Origin of the sequence: Guyparkeria halophila, from assembly GCF_034479635.1 — a bacterium.
Taxonomy (GTDB): Bacteria; Pseudomonadota; Gammaproteobacteria; order Halothiobacillales; family Halothiobacillaceae; genus Guyparkeria; species Guyparkeria halophila.
This window is the reverse complement of sequence record NZ_CP140153.1, coordinates 1,467,359-1,485,165: the sequence shown is the minus strand read 5'-3', so window position 1 is coordinate 1,485,165 and position 17,807 is coordinate 1,467,359. Positions and strand designations below refer to the sequence as shown.

Genomic DNA, 17,807 nt, shown 5'->3' with positions numbered 1-17,807 from the left:
CCGCTGCGTGGCATGTGGTGGGGTATGCGACTACGCTGAATGCGTTTGCGTGAATCCATGCCGTCCGCCTCCATTGAAGGCGGAAACAACTCTGTTCCCACATTGGACCCGCTAGCGAAATGAATCCTTGCACTCGTTTGCCCCGTGCCGTTGATCATGCCCTTGGTTGGGCGATGGCGGGGGCCCTTTTCCTGTCTGTCCCCGCCGGGGCGGCCGAGGGGCCCCGCGTGGTGACCGAAACGGCCACGCCGAGCGAGATCATCGCGGTGGTACCACTTGACGGCACGGTGAGCAGCCTGCACTCGGCCGCGTTGTCGGTGGAAATTGCCGGCCTGGTCGAGGCCGTGCTGGTGGAAACCGGCGATCGGGTCGCAGCCGGCACGCCACTGTTCGAACTGGATGACGAACTCGAGCGATTGTCGGTGAGCAGCCTCGAGGCCGAACGGCGCGAGGCGGTCGCGGCACGTCGGGAAGCGGCTCGTCGTCTCGATGAGGCCCGATCGGTCGGGGCCGGTCGCAATATCCCGGAAACAGAGGTTCAGGCCCGGGCCAGCACGGTCCGGCAGGCGGAGGCGCGCGTGGCGCGGCTCACCGCCAATCTCGACAGCGGGCGGGCACGGCTGGATCGTCACCGGCTGCTGGCCCCGTTTGACGGCGTGGTCACCGAACGGCACGCAGAACGGGGTGAATGGGTCGCCCCGGGCGAGGCATTGGTCAACCTGGTCGATCGGGAGGCGCTGCGCCTCGATTATCCCGTCCCTCAGCGGTATTACCCGTTGCTGGGCGAGGGCGCCGAGCTCGACTATCGCGTCGATGGCTCGTCCATGGACTGGCAGTCTGCCGAGATTGCCACCGTGGTGCCGGTGACCGATCCGACCTCGAGGACCTTTTTGCTGCGGGGACAGGTGACCGAGGGCAAGGCGTTGCTGCCCGGGATGGCGGTGGAAGGGCGCTTGCGATTGCCGACGGGGCGTGAAGGCCTGACCGTCGCGCGTGATGCCGTGCAGCGTTATCCGGATGGGCGCACGACGGTGTGGGTGCTCGACGACGGTGCCGGGCAGACCGTGGCCGAGCGCCAGGTCGAACTGGCGCCGGGATTTGATGACCGCGTGGTGGTCACGGCGGGTCTCGATCCGGGTGCCCAGGTGGTCGTGCGCGGCAACGAGGCGCTGGAGGTGGGCATGGCGGTGCGTGTGGGTGACGACGATGCCGAGGCGGGGGGCAACTGATGTTCGCTGCGGTTGTCCGTCACGGCACGCTGGTCACCGTCATCACCCTGATCATTGCCATCCTCGGGGCGGTCGCCGCATGGCGCATACCGGTGCAGATGATCCCGGATCTCGATGTGCGCACCATCACCGTCGAGACCCGCTGGCCCGGTGCCACGCCCCAGGACATCGAGAAGGACATCCTGATCGAGCAGGAACGTTACCTGCGCAATATCCCCGGGTTGGCGGAGCTCAACGCCACCGCCACCAGCGATGCGGCGGAGATCGAGCTCGAGTTTCCCTTCGGCACCGATATCACCGAGGCGCTGATCGAGGTCAACAATGCGCTGAGCCAGGTGCCCGATTACCCGCGCAATGTCGACGAACCGCGCATCGCGGCCACCTCGTTTTCCTCCAATGCCTTCATGTACTTCCGGGTCGCGACGCTGCCGGACAACCCGCGTGGTCTGGACATCGATCTGATGCGCGATTTCGTCTACGACGAGGTCCGCCCGCGCATGGAAAGTGTGCCCGGGGTCTCGGAGGTCACCATGCGCGGCGGCGCCGAACGGCAGATGCAGATCCACGTCGACGAACGCCAGCTGGCGCGCCGCGGACTGACCCTGATCGATCTGCGTGATGCCATTCGCGCGCGCAACCAGGACATCTCGGGCGGGGAGGTGGATGCGGGCAAACGACGGTATCTGCTGCGCACCGTGGGCCGTTTCGCCAGCGCCGAGGAGCTCGAGCAACTGGTGATCACCCGGCGGGGCGATGCCGTGATCCGGCTGGGCGACGTGGCGGAGGTCGAGCAGGGTGGGTCGCGTCAGCGGGCGCTTGCCTTCACCAACGGCCAGAAGGTGATCGGTCTGCAGGTGCGTCGCGAGAGTGGCTCGAATGTCATCGACATCAAGTACGCCATGATCGGCGAGGTCGAGCGCATCAACCAGGAGGTGCTCGAGCCGGCCGGGATGATCCTGGAGCTCAACACCGACGATGCGCGCTACGTCGAGGCCTCGATTCAGAACGTCTGGGTGAACATGGGTCTCGGGGCGGCGTTTGCGACCCTGGTCCTGTTCCTGTTCCTGCGCTCGACCCGCGCGACCCTGGTCGGTGTCATCGGCATCCCGTTGTGCGCGATCGCCGCGTTTCTGGGGCTGCTGGTCACGGGGCGGACCATCAACGTGATCTCGCTCGCCGGAGTGGCCTTTGCCATCGGCATGACCGTGGACAACAGCATCGTGGTGCTGGAGAACATCGAACGATTGCGTCGCCGGGGCATGGCCCGGCTGGAATCCGCCGTCGAGGGCGTACGTGAGGTCTGGCCGGCGGTGCTGGCCTCGACGGCGACCACGGTCCTGGTGTTTCTGCCGATTCTCTTCATCCAGGAAGAGGCGGGCCAGTTGTACTCGGATGTGGCCATCGCGATCGCCGCGGCGATCATGGCCTCGATGCTGGTGGCGGTGATGCTGATTCCGACCCTCAGCGCGCGCCTGGATTTCGGTCGCTCGGGCCAGGAGGGGGGCGGAACCCCGGCATGGGGCAGGGCCATCCAAGCCGCGGTGCGCGGCATGATCGGGTCACGGCTGCGGCGCGGGGTCACCATGGCCGTGGTGCTGGCGCTGAGCGTGTCGATTGTCGCGTTTCTCACCCCGCCCGCCGAATACCTGCCGGAGGGGGAAGAGCCCAAGACCTTCGCGGTGATGAACGCGCCGCCGGGCTACAACCTCGACGAGATGGCGCGCATCGCCGAGGAGGTCGAGGCCCATCTTCTGCCGGCGGTCGACGCCGACCCGGGGGCCTTCGAGCGTGGCGACACCCCCGTGCCGCCGCTGCGCAACCTGGTCATGCAGGTCCAGCCCACCCAGATCCGGGTGATCTCCGAGACGATCGACCCCGACCATATCGACGCGCTGATGAACGAGATCACCCGGTTCTACGAGCAGTATCCGGGGATGCGGGCGTTTGCGGCCAAGGGCTCGATCATTTCCAGCAACGACGGGGGTACGCGCAGCATCTCGCTCGACATCGCCGGGGCCGATCTGGCGGATATTTATCAAGTGGCGAATCGTGCCTATGAACGGGCCGAGGTGATCTTCGACAACCCCCGTATCCAGACACGCCCGTCGACACTTGAACTCGCCCAGCCATTGGTCGAGATCCGCCCGGACTGGGACCGGGCCGCCGAACTGGGTTTGAGCATGGAGGCGATCGGGTTTTCCGTCTCGGCCCTGACGGAAGGGGCCTACGTGGATGATTTCTTTCTCGACGACGACAAGATCGATATCTACCTCTACGGGGCGGGCGGACGCGATCCGCGTCTGGCACGACTCGACGAGATCCTGCTGAAAAGCCCGCAGGGCGCCAGCCTGCCGCTGTCATCGGTGGCGCGCATCGAGACCCGCGTCGATACCAGCATCGTGCGTCGGGTCGATGGCAAACGGATGGTGACACTCGACATCATCCCGCCGGATTCCGTCGCCCTGGAGGCGGGGGTCGAGCGGGTGCGCGAGGCGTTGGTTGGCGAGATGCGCGCCGCGGGCGAGATTCCTGCCGGTGTCAGCCTGTCCATCTCGGGTGCGTCAGACCAGCTAAACGCGACCCGGAAGGCGCTCTCCGGCAATTTCGTGATCGCCTTGGCGATCATCTACCTGCTCCTGGTCGCCATCTTCACCCACTGGCGCTACCCGTTGCTGATCATGACCGCGATTCCCCTCGGCATCGCCGGGGGCATTGCCGGGCTGGCGTTGATGAACCTGGTGGGTGGCTTGCTGCCCGTCATCGGTCTGAAGGCGATCAGCCAACCGTTCGACATGATCACCATGCTCGGCTTTCTGATCCTGATGGGCACGGTGGTCAACAATCCGATCCTGCTGGTCGAACAGGCCCGGCGCAGTTTCGCCGAGGGACGTGACGCGGTCGAGGCGGTGATGGATGCCGTCGCGGTGCGGCTGCGGCCCATCGTGATGACCACGCTGACCACCATCAGCGGGCTCTCGCCGCTGGTGCTGATCCCGGGCGAGGGCACCGAGCTTTATCGCGGGGTCGGGGCGATCGTGATGTTCGGGCTGCTGGGCGCGACCATCGTCACCCTGACCTTTTTGCCGGCCCTGACAGCGAGCGTGCTCGGGATCGCCCAGCGGCGGCGCTCGCCGACGGCCTGAGACGGCACAAACAAAAAGCCCCGAGGGCAATGCCTCGGGGCTTTTCCTGTCTGGTTGCGGGAGCAGGATTCGAACCTGCGACCTTCGGGTTATGAGCCCGACGAGCTACCGGACTGCTCCATCCCGCGTCTGGTATGGCGCGCATTGTACGCAGCGGCGTTGGGCTGTCAAGGGATGATTGGACGGTGTCGACAAAATCCGTCTCTGACAATCGATACCGGGGAGCCAGGCAACGACCGCCGCCCAGCAAAAAGCCCCGAGGCGAGGCCCCGGGGCTTTTTCGAATTTGGTTGCGGGAGCAGGATTCGAACCTGCGACCTTCGGGTTATGAGCCCGACGAGCTACCGGACTGCTCCATCCCGCGAGACGCATTATACACAAATCCGGCCCCGGGTCACACAACCGTTGCTACTTCACCCGCGTGCCCGGCGTCGCACCGTCGTCGGGCGAGAGGATATGCAGGTCCGAGCCACCGGAACCCGCCGCCAGCACCATGCCTTCGGAAAGGCCGAACTTCATCTTGCGCGGGGCCAGATTGGCGACCATGACGGTGTGACGCCCCACGAGGGTGGCCGGGTCATACGCGGCCTTGATGCCCGCGAACACCTGGCGGGGCTTTTCCTCGCCGATATCCAGCGATAGACGCAGCAACTTGTCCGCGCCCTCGACATGATCGGCCTCGAGGATCTTGGCGATGCGCAGGTCGACGGCGGCGAACTGGTCGATGTCGATGGTTTCCGCGATCGGTGCGATCTCGCGCTTTTCGGCGGCGGGCTTGTTCTTGTCGGCCCCGGCCTTGGTCTTGGCTTCCTCGGCCGCGTCCTGCTTGGCCGCCTCGAGCAGTGCCTCCAGGGACGATTCCTCGACGCGTTGCATCATCGGCTTGAACTTGTTGACCGGGTGGTCAAGCAGCGGTTGATCCAACCCCTGCCAGGTCAGCGACTCGATGTTGAGGAACTCGGCCGCCTTGGCGGCAAGCGTGGGCAACACCGGCGAGAGGTAGGTCATCAGCACGGCGAAGGCGTTGATCCCATCCGTGCAGATCGCCTGGACCTCGTCGCGGGTGGCCTCGTCCTTGGCCAGTACCCACGGCTTGCGCTCGTCGATGTACTGGTTGGCCCGGTCGGCCAGCGCCATGATCTCGCGCATCGCTGCGCTGTATTCGCGGCGCTCGTAGCGCTGGGCGATGCCGGCGGACGCATCCGTCATCTCGCGATGGAGTTCGGGGCGTTCGAGTTGGGCGGCCAACCGACCGTCGAAGTGCTTCTTGATGAAGCCCGCGCAGCGACTGGCGATATTGACCACCTTGCCGACCAGATCCGCGTTGACGCGATAACGGAAGTCCTCGAGGTTGAGGTCGATGTCGTCGATGCCCGAACCGAGCTTGGCGGCGAAGTAGTAGCGCAGCGCCTCGGGGTCGAGATGTTCGAGGTAGGTCTTGGCCTTGATGAAGGTCCCGCGCGACTTGCTCATCTTCTCGCCGTTGAGGGTGAGAAAGCCGTGGGCGTGGATGGCATTCGGCGTACGCATGCCGGAGCCCATCAGGGTCGCGGGCCAGAACAGGGTGTGGAAGTAGGCGATGTCCTTGCCGATAAAGTGCACCAGCTCGGTGTCGGCATCCTTGCTCCAGAATTCGTCAAACGAGAGCCCTTCGCGACGCGCCAGCTCGATGAACGAACCGATGTAGCCGATCGGCGCATCCAGCCAGACGTAGAAGAACTTGCCCGGGGCGCCCGGGATCTCGAAACCGAAGTAGGGCGCATCGCGCGAGATGTCCCACGACTGCAGGCCGGATTCGAACCACTCGTTGAGCTTGGCCTTGATCGACGGCTGGACCTCGGCCTGGTCGAGCCAGGTCTTGAGGCGGTCGCCGATCTTGGGCAGGTCGAAGAAGTAGTGCTCGGAGTCACGCTCGACCGGGGTGGTTCCAGAGAGTACCGACTTCGGGTGCTTGAGCTCGGTGGGCGAATAGGTCGCGCCGCAGGCCTCGCAGTTGTCACCGTACTGGTCGTCGGCACCGCACTTGGGACAGGTGCCCTTGATGAAGCGGTCCGGCAGGAACATCTGTTCGATCTCGTCGAAGGCCTGCTTGATGGTCTTGCGACTGATCAGCCCGGCCGCGTCGAGCTTGCCGAAGATCTCCTCGGCCATGCGGCGGTTGTCGTCGGTGTGCGTGGAGCCGAAGTTATCGAAACCGATGCCGAAGCCCTGGAAGTCGGCCTCGTGGAGCTGATGGATCTTGGCGATCAGCTCCTCGGGCGTCATGCCCTCCTGCTTGGCGCGCAGCATGATCGGTGTGCCGTGGGTGTCGTCGGCACAGACGTAGCGGCACTCGTTGCCGAAGAGCTTCTGCGCCCGCACCCAGATGTCGGTTTGGATCGTCTCGATGATGTGACCGAGGTGCAAGGGACCGTTGGCATAGGGCAGGGCAGAGGTAACGAGAATCCGGCGTTGTTTGTCCATGCGAGAGCGCTGTCTTGATAGTTGGGGTTGTCGGACCGGTAGGCGGCAGCCTCGAAGGGCGCGCCCCGGCGGCGGCATTGGTGGCGATTGGTTATTCAGGGCGCGGCAGTTTAGCATGCAGCGACGTTGCCAGATTCCGGTGCCGTGTCACCGAAAACCCGCCCATTTTCGTCAGGACGCCTGAGTGCATGCGTATTGCGATTGTCGCCCCTGACCTCCCGGACGAGGTCATCCCCACCTTCCCCGCCCTGACCGATGCGGTCCGCGCCCGGCCGGGACTGAAATTCAGTGTGATCACCGGCCCCGAGGCGGCCGGCTGGTTCCGCCGTCACCCCGACGTGGACGAGGTCCTGGTGTTCGACGGTACGACGCTGCTCGCCTCGCGCTGGACGCCGGCCGGCTGGCGCGCGGGTCGGGCATGGAAAGAGGCCTTGCGTGCGCACCCGCAATTGGAACAGGTCGAGTACGTGATCGACCCGTTCGGTCGCCCCGAGACCCTGGCGATGGCAAAGCGGGTCCCCGCCACCTCGGTGGGTATCGCCCGGCCCACCAAGGGTCGCCTGCCGAGGCGGCAACCCTACGATTCGCAATACCCGGTGCCGGACGACCTGCATCGGGTGCAGGCCGTGCGCGTGCTGTTCGCGGCGGTACTGGAGTATTCGCTGCACGATCTCAACCCGGATTACGGGCTGTCGATCGAGGCCGAGCCGGTGGTCACGGACCTGTTGGTCGACACCCGTGCTCTGCCGTTCGACGCAGCGGGCATCGAGTTGATCCGACGCCGTCTCGGCGAAACCGGGGTGAGCCTGGATGATGTCTCGGCCCATCCTCCCGCCGACATGGAGGAATGGCAACGCCGGCTGACGCAGAGCCGTTACGTGCTGGTCGGGAACAACCGTTGCGGCTGGCTCGCGGCCGCCCTCGGCATTCCCGGGGTGTGCGTCTGTCGTGATGGCGAGGCCAAGCACGAGGGCGTGATCACCACGCGCCGCTCGCGGCAGAAACTGATCAATGTCGATCACCCGCCGATGAACCAGGCGGAGATCGTGGTGGAATCGATCATCCAGGTCATCACCCAGGGCAAGGCGCCGATCGAACTGCCGGAAGAACCACCCGCCAGCCCGGAAGGCGTCGAGGTCACTCCCGAGCGGTCATGAAATCGACCAGCGTGGGGACGCAGCAGGTGACAGATACCGCCAAACGGCCGGCCTTTGAGTGGGTCGAAGACGCCCCCTTGCCGAATACGCTGCGCTTGCCGGCCTGGGGCGAGCGCATGCTGGTCCTCAATGACGTCTCCGAGCGTACCTTGACCACGCCCGTGGTCGCGGACTGGCTCGCCGATCGCGCCACCCGGGTCGCCGCGGGCGGCTCGAACGTCGTCTTCGCCACGCCCCGAATTTCCCAGACCGTGATGATCGCCGCGTGCGGCTGGTCAATCGAGCCCACGGATGCGGACACGATCGACTTGTCCGTGGAGGCGGGCATGGGGCTGGATGCCCTCGTGCGCGCCACGGCCGAGAGCGGCTGGTTCGGTCTGGAGGCACTTGCCGAGATCCCCGGCACGGTCGGCGCGGCCCCCATGCAGAACGTCGGGGCCTACGGAACGGAAATCGCCGAGCGCACGCGTTGGGTCGAGGCCTGGGACCGCCGGGAACGGCGCGTCGAGCGATTTGCGCGTGATGCCTGTGATTTTTCCTATCGCCACAGTCGCTTCAAGCGCGAGCCGGGACGCTGGCTGATCCTGCGGGTGGGGCTGTCTCTGTCGACAACGCCACCGGCTGACTGGCCGCCGGTCGCCTATCCGGGGGTGGACGAGGCCGTGCGCGACTGGAGTGCGCAGAGCGGTCGGGCGCGCTCGACCATGTCACCGTCGGAGTATGCGGCACTGATCACCTCGGTTCGCCGTACCAAGCTGCCCGACTGGCGCCGTGGCTGGCCCGGTAGCGCCGGGAGTTTCTTTCACAATCCGATCGTGACCGTCGAGGTGGCCGATCGCCTGTCGGGACGTTGGCCGGACATGCCCCGGTTCGATGTTCCCGGTGGGGTGAAGATCCCCGCCGGCTGGCTGATCGAGGCGGCGGGACTGAAGGGGCATCGCGAGGGGGCGGTTGCGGTGTCATTACGCCATGCCCTGGTGATCGAGCATCACGGCGGCGCGACCGGCGCGGAATTCCTCCGCTTTGCCGAGTCGGTGCGCGATCGGGTGGAAGACGTGACCGGTATTCGCCTGGTGGTTGAGCCGGAGTGCGTTAGCGTGTCGTAAGGAGTGATAGTTTTCTTCTATCAAACATTGCGCCATTAATCATTAGTAAAAGTAATGCAGCATAACTAAAGTTGCTCATGTCGGTCGGGTGAGCCCGGCCGGTGCATCCCCAACAGTCTTTAAAGATGGAGGAATCTGCCATGACTGATGCACAGAACCAAGAGCAACAACCGACACTCGCCATGCCGCGTCTCAATGAGCGGGCGCCCGATTTCAAGGCGAATACCACCCACGGGATCAAGCAACTGTCGGATTACGAAGGCCGCTGGCTGGTGCTGTTCTCGCATCCGGCGGATTTCACCCCGGTCTGCACCACCGAGTTCACGGCGTTCGCCCGTGCCTTCGACGCCTTCCAGGAGCGCAACTGCGACCTGCTGGGCCTGTCGATCGACAGCATCCACTCGCACCTGGCCTGGGTTCAGAACATCAAGGACAAGTTCGGCCAGACGATTCCGTTCCCGATCATCGAGGATATTTCGATGAAGGTATCCAATGCCTACGGCATGGTGCACCCGGGGGTATCCGATACGTCGGCGGTCCGGGCGACCTTCATCATCGATCCCAACGGCAACCTGCGGGCAATGCTCTATTACCCGAAGACCAATGGTCGTTCGATCGACGAGATCCTCCGCCTGGTCGATTCCCTGCAGACGTCGACCGAGCACGGTGTGGCGACGCCCGAGGGGTGGAAGCCGGGTGACAAGGTGATCGTGCCGCCGCCGAACACCACCGAGGAGGCGGAAAAGCGCCTGAGCGAAGGCTACGAGTGCAAGGACTGGTACTTCTGCGAGAAGTCCCTCTAAGAAGGCACCGCCAAGACCCGATTGCGACGACCCCGGATACTCTCCGGGGTTTTTTCGTGATTACTCGCTGCCCTGGCCGTGTTTGCGGGCAATCTCGGCATCAAGGAGGGCATCGATGTCGTCGAGATCGAATTCCTCATCCTTGCCGTCTTCCTTGTCCTTTTCATCTTCCTTGGGGATTTCGACGTCATCGAGATCGATCACGCCGTTCTCACCTTCTTCCTGCTCCTCCTCGCGGCTTTGCTCTTGCCGGGCTTCGGTCGGCTCGGCTGATTCGGATTCGTCCTGCCTCTCGGGCTCAGCGGGCTGGGCGCTGGCGACCTCCTCGTCTGCGCTATCGGGAGCCGAAGGGGGCGCCTGCTCCTGCTTGAGTTCGTCTCCACCCGACGGCGTGACACTTTCCTCGGCGCCCCCGGTCGTTTCCGTCTCGTCGGTCTGAGCGGTCTTGTCGGCCTGAGCGGTCACGTCGGCGTTCGGGGTGTTGATCGTCTCGGGTTGGGCCTGGGCGGCCGATTCGATCAGTTGGTCGATATCGCCGGTATCCGGCGAGGCATCCTGCTGCTCGACCGTGGCGTCAACGGCCCGCTCTTCGGTTTCGGCATCCGTCTCGTCGCTGGTCGGTTGTGCGGGCCGACCGTCGGCTTCGCTGTGGTCTGCCGAGTCCGGCCGGGTGGCCTCTTCCTGGGAAGCAGCGACGGTGGTGGCTTGCTCCTCGAGCTGCTGTGCCGCGGCCTGCATGGCGTCGGTCTTCTCGTTCGACACGCCTTCGGCTGCCATGGCGGCGGCCATCTCGTCTTCGGCGGAGAGGGCGGGGGTGTCAGTGTCCGACTCGGTTTCTTCGGCCGGTTGGTCGGCCGGTTGGTCGGTCGCGGCGTCCGTGCTGTCCTCCCCCGTAGGGACAGAGGCGTCGCTCTCGTCTACCGGCGGCGAGGCGCTGGCGACCAGATCCTCGCTGAATACCTCGTCGGCACGATGTTTGGCGGTCTCACAGTCGGCTCCCGCATCCATTTCCTGGATCATGACGATGGCCTTGAGCACGGTAGCGACATGCGGTTCGTCGTTGTAATCGAACTTGCGGCCGTATTCACGAACCATGACGTTGACGGTTTCCAGGCTTTCGGCGAGGTGCTTGGCCTGTCGGTCACGTTGTTCGCGCAGTTCCTTGACGTCGTGTTCGAGTTCACCCAGGCGAGGGTCGTCGCCGGCACTTTGTTCGGCGTGGGCGCGGGCGAGGGTCAACAGCTGGTCCAGGTCGGCCTGGCGCACTTGCAGGAATCGCCGCGCGACCGCCGCCAGTTCGTATCGCTTGGGCTCAAGCCAGGGTTCGACCATGGCCTCGATTGCATCGAGGCTGCGTTCGGCATAGCTCTCGCGCTGCTCGTCACCGACCGTGAGTTCGGGCCAGGTGCGATGAATCTGGCGTTCGAGCATTTCTTCGGAGGCGCGCATGATCGGGTCGCGATCGTCCAGCAGGCGTTCGGCGGCCCCGGTATGCCGTCGCTGTCCCCGCCACACCAGGATGGCGAGCACCAGTGAGATCACGATGAATCCCGCCAGTAATTCGGTGGCGATAATGGCCCAGTCTGAGCTCAGGAAGTAATCGAGCATGTGTCCGTGTTCCGTGATGTGTCGATTGTGCGTGATGGTCGGCGGGTTCAGTTCCGCGCAGCCTCAATCAGTTGGCGACGCTGTCGCCGGGTAACCAGTCGCCAGGCCCAGCCCAGCAGACCAAGGAGCGTCAGTCCGCCGAGGCCGATCAGCACCGCGATAAGCGGGTTGCCTTCCCGATCGGTGGCCGTGGACTCGCTCGGCTCGTCGTCCGCGGTGGGTTCATCGGCTGGCGTATCGATCGACGGTGCCGGGATGGGTTGATCGAGTGGCAAGCTCACCTCGCGGCCATCGTCGGTCTCACCACGGATGGTTCCGGTTACCCGGCAGTCGTTGCCATCGCGGTGGGGCAGTTCGATCCGGTTGGTGGCCTCCAACAACGATGCCTCGATCCGGGTGGGCTGCCCGGTTTCGCAATTGACTTGCGCAACGAGTCGCGAGGCGCTCGGATCGAGCAGGGCCACGTCCTGTTCGATGATCAGCCTGGCGGCTGGTCCACGCGTGTCGACGTTACCGTCGGCGTTGCCACCGCCATTGCCTCCGCGGGCCGCCAGGTGAGGACGGACCACACGGGCGGCGAAGGGGAGGTTGCGAGCCAGCGCGATCTTCTTGCGGATCACTCGCTCGAAGGTCGGACCGCTTGCCCGGCCTTCGAGCGTGTAGATCCCCGATTCGCCGTCGAGCCGCAGGCGGAAATCGTAGCGGCTATCGCCGCCGAGTACGTCAGGATCGGCGCCGATATCGTTGAGCTCGATCGACTCGATTACCGTTTCTTGTGGGTCGTTGACGTCGACCTGTGCCTGAAGGTCCTTTGTCAGACGTGGTTCGACGATCGGTTCGCCACGGTTGGTCAGTAGCAGCCCACCCTCGATCGCCTCGCCGGGGAATACACGGCTGGGCAGGCCCGGCATGGCAAGCTTGAGGTCGGTGATCACCAGGGCGCGGTTGTCCGGATCCTCGGCGGCAAGAATGCGCCAGCTGCCGGACGGTGGATTGCTGATCGTGATCAGGTCCCGACCGGCGCTGTCATCCCAGCGCCAGTCGGCCAGCGCGCTGGCGGTCTCGACGTCGATTTCCCCGCCGTCCGGGATCTGTATGCGGGTGGGCTCGGCATCGGTTTCCCGGAAGACCACCAGCGTCAGCTCGCTGATGGTGTCGTCGACGCGAAAACGGTTCTCCACCAGAGGCACCCCCGTACGCGGGGCGGTCGCTTCGAACAGGGCGAGGAATACGCGCTGCAAGTCCTCATTACTGCGCGCACTGAGCGCGAGGCCGCCGGTCCGCTCGGCGATTTCCGTGAGAATCGACTCGTCGGCGGCAGCCGAGAGGGCCACGGTATGCACCTGGACCTCGGCACCGACCAGTGCGGGGATGACGGTATCGCGCAGGCGGGTTGTCGCTCGTTGGTTGACGGCCTCGTCCGGAGAGATATCCACCTTGCCATCGGAGAGCAGGATGATGTTGCGTTCGGTGTTCTCGGCCCAGTCGCGGTTGGCGGCCTCGAGCGCCGCCGGGATATCGGTGAAGGGCTCGTTTGAGCGGATTTGCGCGGCGGCGGCACGCATCGCCTTTTTGGTTTCCGGGGTGGCAAGCGAGGCGGGCAGGACCTCGCTGATGCGATTGCCGAATAGATCGAGTCGGACGCGGCTTTCCTCGGGCACCAGGTCCCCGAGCAGCCGCAGGGCCGGTTCGCGCAGGTTCTCGGGATCGGTCTTTTTCATCGAGCCGGATACATCGATCAGCACGTGCAGTTCGGGCTCGGAGGCGGCGTGGGCAGGAGCGCCCAGAACGGTCGCGGCAAACACGAGCACGGCCCAGAAGCCGACCAGTCGGCGCAAGCCCCGGGTTTCCCTAACCGCTATCGGAACCCACCGGTGAGGCCAGGCGTGACGGGTTGTCGGGCAGGGGGCATCAAGTCGCGGCACAGTGCTGGTATCCTTGTGATCAAACGCGGTCGCTATCTTGCGGGATAGTGCCGCTTCATTTCGTTTGCAACAACACAACGTCTCGGAATCTATGGCTCAGTACATCTTTACCATGAACGGCGTCGGCAAGGTCGTCCCGCCGAAAAAGCACATCCTCAAGGACATCAATCTCAACTTCTTCCCCGGCGCAAAGATCGGCGTGCTCGGTTACAACGGTGCCGGCAAGTCGACCCTGCTGCGCATCATGGCCGGCGTCGACACGGACATCATCGGCGAGGCGCGCCCGCAGCCGGGTACCCGAATCGGCTATCTCAAGCAGGAACCGGACCTTGACGCGGAAAAGGACGTGCGCGGCAACGTCATGGATGGTGTCGGCGAGATGGCCGGATTACTTGAGCGTTTCAATGCCGTCTCCGAGCAGTTCGCCGACCCGGATGCCGATTTCGAGGCGTTGATGGAAGAGCAGGGCAAGCTGCAGGACCAGATCGAGGCCGGTGGCGGCTGGGATCTCGACCGCAAGCTCGAGGTCGCTGCCGACGCGCTGCGCCTGCCGCCGTGGGAAGCGGACGTCACCCTGCTGTCGGGTGGCGAACGTCGCCGGGTTGCCTTGTGCCGTCTGCTGCTGTCCAACCCCGACATGCTGATCCTCGACGAGCCGACCAACCACCTCGACGCCGAATCCGTCGCGTGGCTGGAGCGCTTTCTGCAGGAATTCTCAGGCACGGTGGTCGCGGTCACCCACGATCGCTACTTCCTCGACAACGTCGCCGGCTGGATCCTCGAGCTCGACCGCGGCCAGGGCATCCCGTTCGAAGGCAACTACTCGCAGTGGCTGGAGGCGAAGGAAAAGCGCCTCAAGCAGGAGGAGAAGGCCGAGTCGGCCCACCAGAAGGCGATGAAGCAGGAACTCGAGTGGGTGCGCCAGAACCCGAAGGGTCGCCAGGCGAAGTCCAAGGCGCGCATGAAGCGTTTCGAGGAACTGCAATCCGAGGAGTACCAGAAGCGCTCCGAGACCAACGAGATCTACATTCCGCCCGGCCCGCGCCTGGGCGACAAGGTCATCGAGGTGGAGAACCTCACCAAGGGCTTCGGCGACCGCGAGCTCTACCAGGGTCTGGACTTCTCCGTACCCAAGGGGGCGATTGTCGGCATCATCGGCCCGAACGGTGTGGGCAAGTCGACCCTGTTCCGCATGCTGATCGGCGAGGAGCAGCCGGATGGTGGCAACATCGAGATCGGCGAGAGCGTCGAGTTGGCCTACGTCGGCCAGTCCCGCGATGACATGGAAGACACCAAGACCGTCTGGCAGGAGATCTCCGACGGTCATGACTACATCACCGTGGGCAAGTTCGAAATGCCGTCGCGCGCCTACCTGGGTCGCTTCAACTTCAAGGGCCAGGACCAGCAGAAGTTCATGAAGGATCTCTCGGGCGGTGAGCGCAACCGGGTGCATCTGGCCAAGTTGCTCAAGGCCGGCGGCAACGTGCTGCTGCTCGACGAGCCGACCAACGATCTCGACATCGAGACGCTGCGGGCACTGGAAACCGCACTGCTCGACTTCCCGGGCTCGGCGCTGGTGATCTCGCACGATCGCTGGTTCCTCGACCGGATCGCCACGCACATCCTCGCCTTCGAGGACGATGGTTCGGTGCAGTTCTTCGAGGGCAACTTCCAGGAGTACGAGGCCGACCGACACAAGCGCCTCGGTGATGCCGCCGACCAGCCCAAGCGCGTGAAGCACACTCGTCTGGCAGACTGACTTTGATTGCCGGGCGCCCTCGAGGGGGCGCACGGCGTTTTTCAGGGAGTAGAGAACGTGGCCAATCCGGCACTTGAACAGGCGATCATCAACAAGATTCGCGACAAGGGGATCTCGTTGCCCGTGCTGCCCGATGTGGCCTTGCGGGCCCGCCGGATCATCGATGACCCGAACAGCTCGGCGAGCGATCTGGTCGAGGTGATCTCGCAGGACCCGGCGATCGCCGCTCGATTGATCCAGGTGGCAAACAGCCCCCTTTATCGCGGGGCGCAGCACATCGACAACCTCAACCAGATCGTCTCGCGGTTGGGGATGCGCACGGTCAGCCAGCTGATTGTCTCGCTGTCGGCCAAGCAGTTGTTCACTGCCAAGACGGCCATGATCAAGCGGATCATGCGTGACCATTGGGCCTTTTCCACGCAGGTCGCGGCACTGGCGAATCACATTGCCCGTCGGCATACCAAACTGGATGCCGACCAGGCGCTGCTCGCCGGCCTGTTGCACAGCGTTGGTGGCATCCCGGTAATCGTGGTGGCCGAAGACATCCCCAAGCTGCAGGATGCGCCGGCCGTGCTCAACGAGCTGGTCGAGAGCCTGCAGTCGCGGCTGGGGGGGAATATCGTCAAGGCCTGGGATTTCCCCGACATGTTCGCCGAGGTGATCGAGCACTGTGGGGATCTGGGCTATCAGCACGACGGTGATCCGAACTACAGCGATGTGGTGATCTGTGCGATTGCCCAGGCGCGTGGCATCAGTCGTACGCCCGACGATCGGCCGATCATGGCCGCCAAAAAGCTGGGCGTGGACCTCGAGTCCAGCATGATCGATGACGAGCTCGACGAGGCGATTCGCGCCTTAGGTGGATGACATGCGAAATGGGAACCCATATCGCCAACCCCGGTCTTCTTGAAGACCGGGGTTTTCTTTACAGGTCAGCCGGTTTGAAGAGGGTAGTTGTGATGCGTTTGCCGTTTGTCGTTTCAGTGCTGGGCCTGTCGCTCGTGGTGGCCGGTTGCGCGACGCATCCGGTCACGGGGCGCAGCCAGCTGATGATCATGCCCGAAGGCCAGGCCAATCAGATGGCCTACCAGGCCTATACCCAGATGGCGCGCGAGAAGTCGACGTTGCCGGCGTCCGACCCGGCCAGCCAGCGGGTACAACGCATCACGCAGCGCATCGTGCCGCAGGCGGTGCGTGTCTATCCGCAGGCATCGGATTGGCGATGGGAAAGCCGCGTGTTCCGCGATGACAGCATCAACGCCTTCGCGATGGCGGGCGGCAAGGTGGGCATCAATACCGGCATGCTCAACAAGCTCCGGCCCACCGATGACGAGTTGGCGCAGGTGATCGCCCATGAGGTGGCCCACGCGTTGTCGGGTCACACGCGCGAGAAGATGTCGATGGCGATGACTCAGCAGATGGGGTTGTCGGTGGCCTCGGCCCTGGGCGGTCTGGATAGTCAGACGGCGGCGATGGCACAACAGGTCGCCACCGTGGCCATCGACCTGCCGTTCAGTCGGCGAATGGAACTCGAGGCCGACGAGGTCGGACTGTTGCTGGCCGCGAGGGCCGGTTACGACCCGCGTGCGGCCGTCAGCCTGTGGCGCAAGATGCAGGCGAATGGCGGCGGTGGCGGCCCGGAGTGGCTCAGCACCCACCCGGACAGCGGCAGTCGCATCCAGGCGCTCGAGCGCGCCATCCCGCGGGTGATGCCCGAGTATCGGCGGGCTACCGGTCGCTAAGGAACCTAACCAGTCTCAAGGGGGCGGCGCCTGTTGTACCGGGAGTGTCGGGAGGTGCCGATTCAATGCCCCCGGCATCCAGTTCGAGGTGCACTTCGCGGGGGTGAAACGGTTTGAGCCGCCGCACGCTGAGGCCTTGAGTCCGTCGGTGGACGACCAGTTGCGCCCAAGCCGGACTTGAGGGAGCGCTCATGGCAGTTCCGGCTGTCATCTCGGCGCCGAGCGGGTAGGGAGTGACCAGGCATCCGCCGCCCGTTTCGGCGGCCAGCTTGAGCCGTCGTCGCAGGGCGAAACCCAGCGGGGGCAGCCAGGCGACGACCAGCGGATAGACGCCGGACTGGAGGACTTCCTCGGTCGCCCAACCCAGTTCACGCAGGTTGTGCGGCTGGATGACGAGCAGGTTGTCGAGTCGCACCCCCTCGCGTTGCCAGCGCTCGGCACAGGGAAGCGCTGGGGGGTTGATCAGCGCCACGCGTCCCGTGCGGGTTTGTCGATGCAGCCAGGGCATCAGCAGGGTCGTGGTGCCATGGCCCAGTGACGACTGGAACCAGTCCTGATGCGGTTTCAGAGGTGTCGTGTCGAGTCGCTCGCAGGGGCGCCGCCAGATCCCTCTGGCGGCTCGACCGGCATAAAGCTCCACCAACCCCTCGCTTGGCCAGCCACCGCCCAGCAATTCGTCGAGTGCCGACCAGCCGCTGGGGCAGGGCGCGGCGCTCGACTCGGGCGGGCGGGTCTGTCGGCCACGCCAGATGTCGTGACGGGCCAACAGCTCGGCGACGTCGTTCCCCCCGATGGCGTGTGCTGCCATGATGTGCCGATCCTCCTAGTGCGGGTGGTCGTGTCTCATGGCGTCTCGATGTGGTCGAGACGCC

The 17,807-nt window shown here is 64.8% G+C and carries 12 protein-coding genes and 2 tRNA genes; 8 read left to right on the top strand and 6 right to left on the bottom strand.

Annotated elements, in window-relative coordinates:
- The first annotated feature begins 173 nt into the window (after window positions 1–173).
- Both SR882_RS06825 and SR882_RS06820 read left to right on the top strand, forming a co-directional pair.
- On the top strand, window positions 174–1,229 hold the full coding sequence (locus SR882_RS06825; protein ID WP_322520507.1) for an efflux RND transporter periplasmic adaptor subunit: 1,056 nt from the start codon (window positions 174–176) through the stop codon (window positions 1,227–1,229).
- Window positions 1,229–4,372, top strand: a complete 3,144-nt coding sequence (locus SR882_RS06820; protein WP_322520506.1) for an efflux RND transporter permease subunit — start codon at window positions 1,229–1,231, stop codon at window positions 4,370–4,372. Before SR882_RS06825 ends, SR882_RS06820 begins: the two co-directional genes overlap by 1 nt.
- 51 nt (window positions 4,373–4,423) lie before the next feature.
- Here the strand turns inward: SR882_RS06820 and SR882_RS06815 are convergent.
- The 3 genes from SR882_RS06815 to metG all read right to left on the bottom strand — a co-directional run bounded on the left by SR882_RS06815 (window position 4,424) and on the right by metG (window position 6,835).
- Window positions 4,424–4,500 (bottom strand) — tRNA-Met (locus tag SR882_RS06815).
- A gap of 159 nt (window positions 4,501–4,659) precedes the next feature.
- Window positions 4,660–4,736 (bottom strand) — tRNA-Met (locus SR882_RS06810).
- Window positions 4,737–4,780: 44 nt separating this feature from the next.
- Window positions 4,781–6,835, bottom strand: a complete 2,055-nt coding sequence (metG, locus tag SR882_RS06805; protein WP_322520505.1) for a methionine--tRNA ligase — start codon at window positions 6,833–6,835, stop codon at window positions 4,781–4,783.
- Window positions 6,836–7,023: 188 nt separating this feature from the next.
- Between metG and SR882_RS06800 the strand changes: the two genes are divergently transcribed.
- The 3 genes from SR882_RS06800 to SR882_RS06790 all read left to right on the top strand — a co-directional run bounded on the left by SR882_RS06800 (window position 7,024) and on the right by SR882_RS06790 (window position 9,901).
- Window positions 7,024–7,992, top strand: coding sequence for a glycosyltransferase family 9 protein (locus tag SR882_RS06800; protein ID WP_322520504.1), 969 nt, complete (start codon window positions 7,024–7,026; stop codon window positions 7,990–7,992).
- On the top strand, window positions 7,989–9,098 hold the full coding sequence (locus SR882_RS06795) for an FAD-binding protein (RefSeq protein WP_322520503.1): 1,110 nt from the start codon (window positions 7,989–7,991) through the stop codon (window positions 9,096–9,098). Before SR882_RS06800 ends, SR882_RS06795 begins: the two co-directional genes overlap by 4 nt.
- 140 nt (window positions 9,099–9,238) lie before the next feature.
- Window positions 9,239–9,901: a peroxiredoxin gene (locus SR882_RS06790; RefSeq protein WP_322520502.1), complete on the top strand. Its 663-nt coding sequence runs from the start codon at window positions 9,239–9,241 to the stop codon at window positions 9,899–9,901.
- 60 nt (window positions 9,902–9,961) lie between these two features.
- Here the strand turns inward: SR882_RS06790 and SR882_RS06785 are convergent, their stop codons facing one another.
- Both SR882_RS06785 and SR882_RS06780 read right to left on the bottom strand, forming a co-directional pair.
- On the bottom strand, window positions 9,962–11,509 hold the full coding sequence (locus tag SR882_RS06785) for a hypothetical protein (protein ID WP_322520501.1): 1,548 nt from the start codon (window positions 11,507–11,509) through the stop codon (window positions 9,962–9,964).
- Window positions 11,510–11,556: 47 nt separating this feature from the next.
- Complete coding sequence (locus SR882_RS06780) at window positions 11,557–13,347, bottom strand: VWA domain-containing protein (RefSeq protein WP_322520500.1); 1,791 nt, start codon at window positions 13,345–13,347, stop codon at window positions 11,557–11,559.
- 178 nt (window positions 13,348–13,525) lie between these two features.
- Between SR882_RS06780 and ettA the strand changes: the two genes are divergently transcribed.
- From ettA to SR882_RS06765, 3 genes are all read left to right on the top strand, one after another.
- Window positions 13,526–15,193 carry an energy-dependent translational throttle protein EttA gene (gene ettA / locus SR882_RS06775; protein WP_322520499.1) on the top strand — a complete coding sequence of 556 codons (1,668 nt, stop codon included), beginning with the start codon at window positions 13,526–13,528 and terminating at the stop codon, window positions 15,191–15,193.
- A gap of 57 nt (window positions 15,194–15,250) precedes the next feature.
- Complete coding sequence (locus SR882_RS06770) at window positions 15,251–16,060, top strand: HDOD domain-containing protein (RefSeq protein ID WP_322520498.1); 810 nt, start codon at window positions 15,251–15,253, stop codon at window positions 16,058–16,060.
- Between the two features lie 92 nt (window positions 16,061–16,152).
- Window positions 16,153–16,935, top strand: coding sequence for a M48 family metallopeptidase (locus SR882_RS06765; RefSeq protein ID WP_322520497.1), 783 nt, complete (start codon window positions 16,153–16,155; stop codon window positions 16,933–16,935).
- Here the strand turns inward: SR882_RS06765 and SR882_RS06760 are convergent.
- Window positions 16,922–17,743 (bottom strand): hypothetical protein, encoded by an 822-nt coding sequence (locus tag SR882_RS06760; protein ID WP_322520496.1) that lies wholly within the window; start codon window positions 17,741–17,743, stop codon window positions 16,922–16,924. The two genes, SR882_RS06765 and SR882_RS06760, sit on opposite strands and share 14 nt — an antisense overlap.
- Window positions 17,744–17,807: the final 64 nt, after the last annotated feature.

Coding starts and splice junctions, on each gene's coding strand:
- SR882_RS06825 (WP_322520507.1), top strand. CDS start 174: ATGGCGGGGGCCCTTTTCCTGTCTGTCCCCGCCGGGGCGGCCGAGGGG.
- SR882_RS06820 (WP_322520506.1), top strand. CDS start 1,229: ATGTTCGCTGCGGTTGTCCGTCACGGCACGCTGGTCACCGTCATCACC.
- metG (WP_322520505.1), bottom strand. CDS start 6,835: ATGGACAAACAACGCCGGATTCTCGTTACCTCTGCCCTGCCCTATGCC.
- SR882_RS06800 (WP_322520504.1), top strand. CDS start 7,024: ATGCGTATTGCGATTGTCGCCCCTGACCTCCCGGACGAGGTCATCCCC.
- SR882_RS06795 (WP_322520503.1), top strand. CDS start 7,989: ATGAAATCGACCAGCGTGGGGACGCAGCAGGTGACAGATACCGCCAAA.
- SR882_RS06790 (WP_322520502.1), top strand. CDS start 9,239: ATGACTGATGCACAGAACCAAGAGCAACAACCGACACTCGCCATGCCG.
- SR882_RS06785 (WP_322520501.1), bottom strand. CDS start 11,509: ATGCTCGATTACTTCCTGAGCTCAGACTGGGCCATTATCGCCACCGAA.
- ettA (WP_322520499.1), top strand. CDS start 13,526: ATGGCTCAGTACATCTTTACCATGAACGGCGTCGGCAAGGTCGTCCCG.
- SR882_RS06765 (WP_322520497.1), top strand. CDS start 16,153: ATGCGTTTGCCGTTTGTCGTTTCAGTGCTGGGCCTGTCGCTCGTGGTG.
- SR882_RS06760 (WP_322520496.1), bottom strand. CDS start 17,743: ATGGCAGCACACGCCATCGGGGGGAACGACGTCGCCGAGCTGTTGGCC.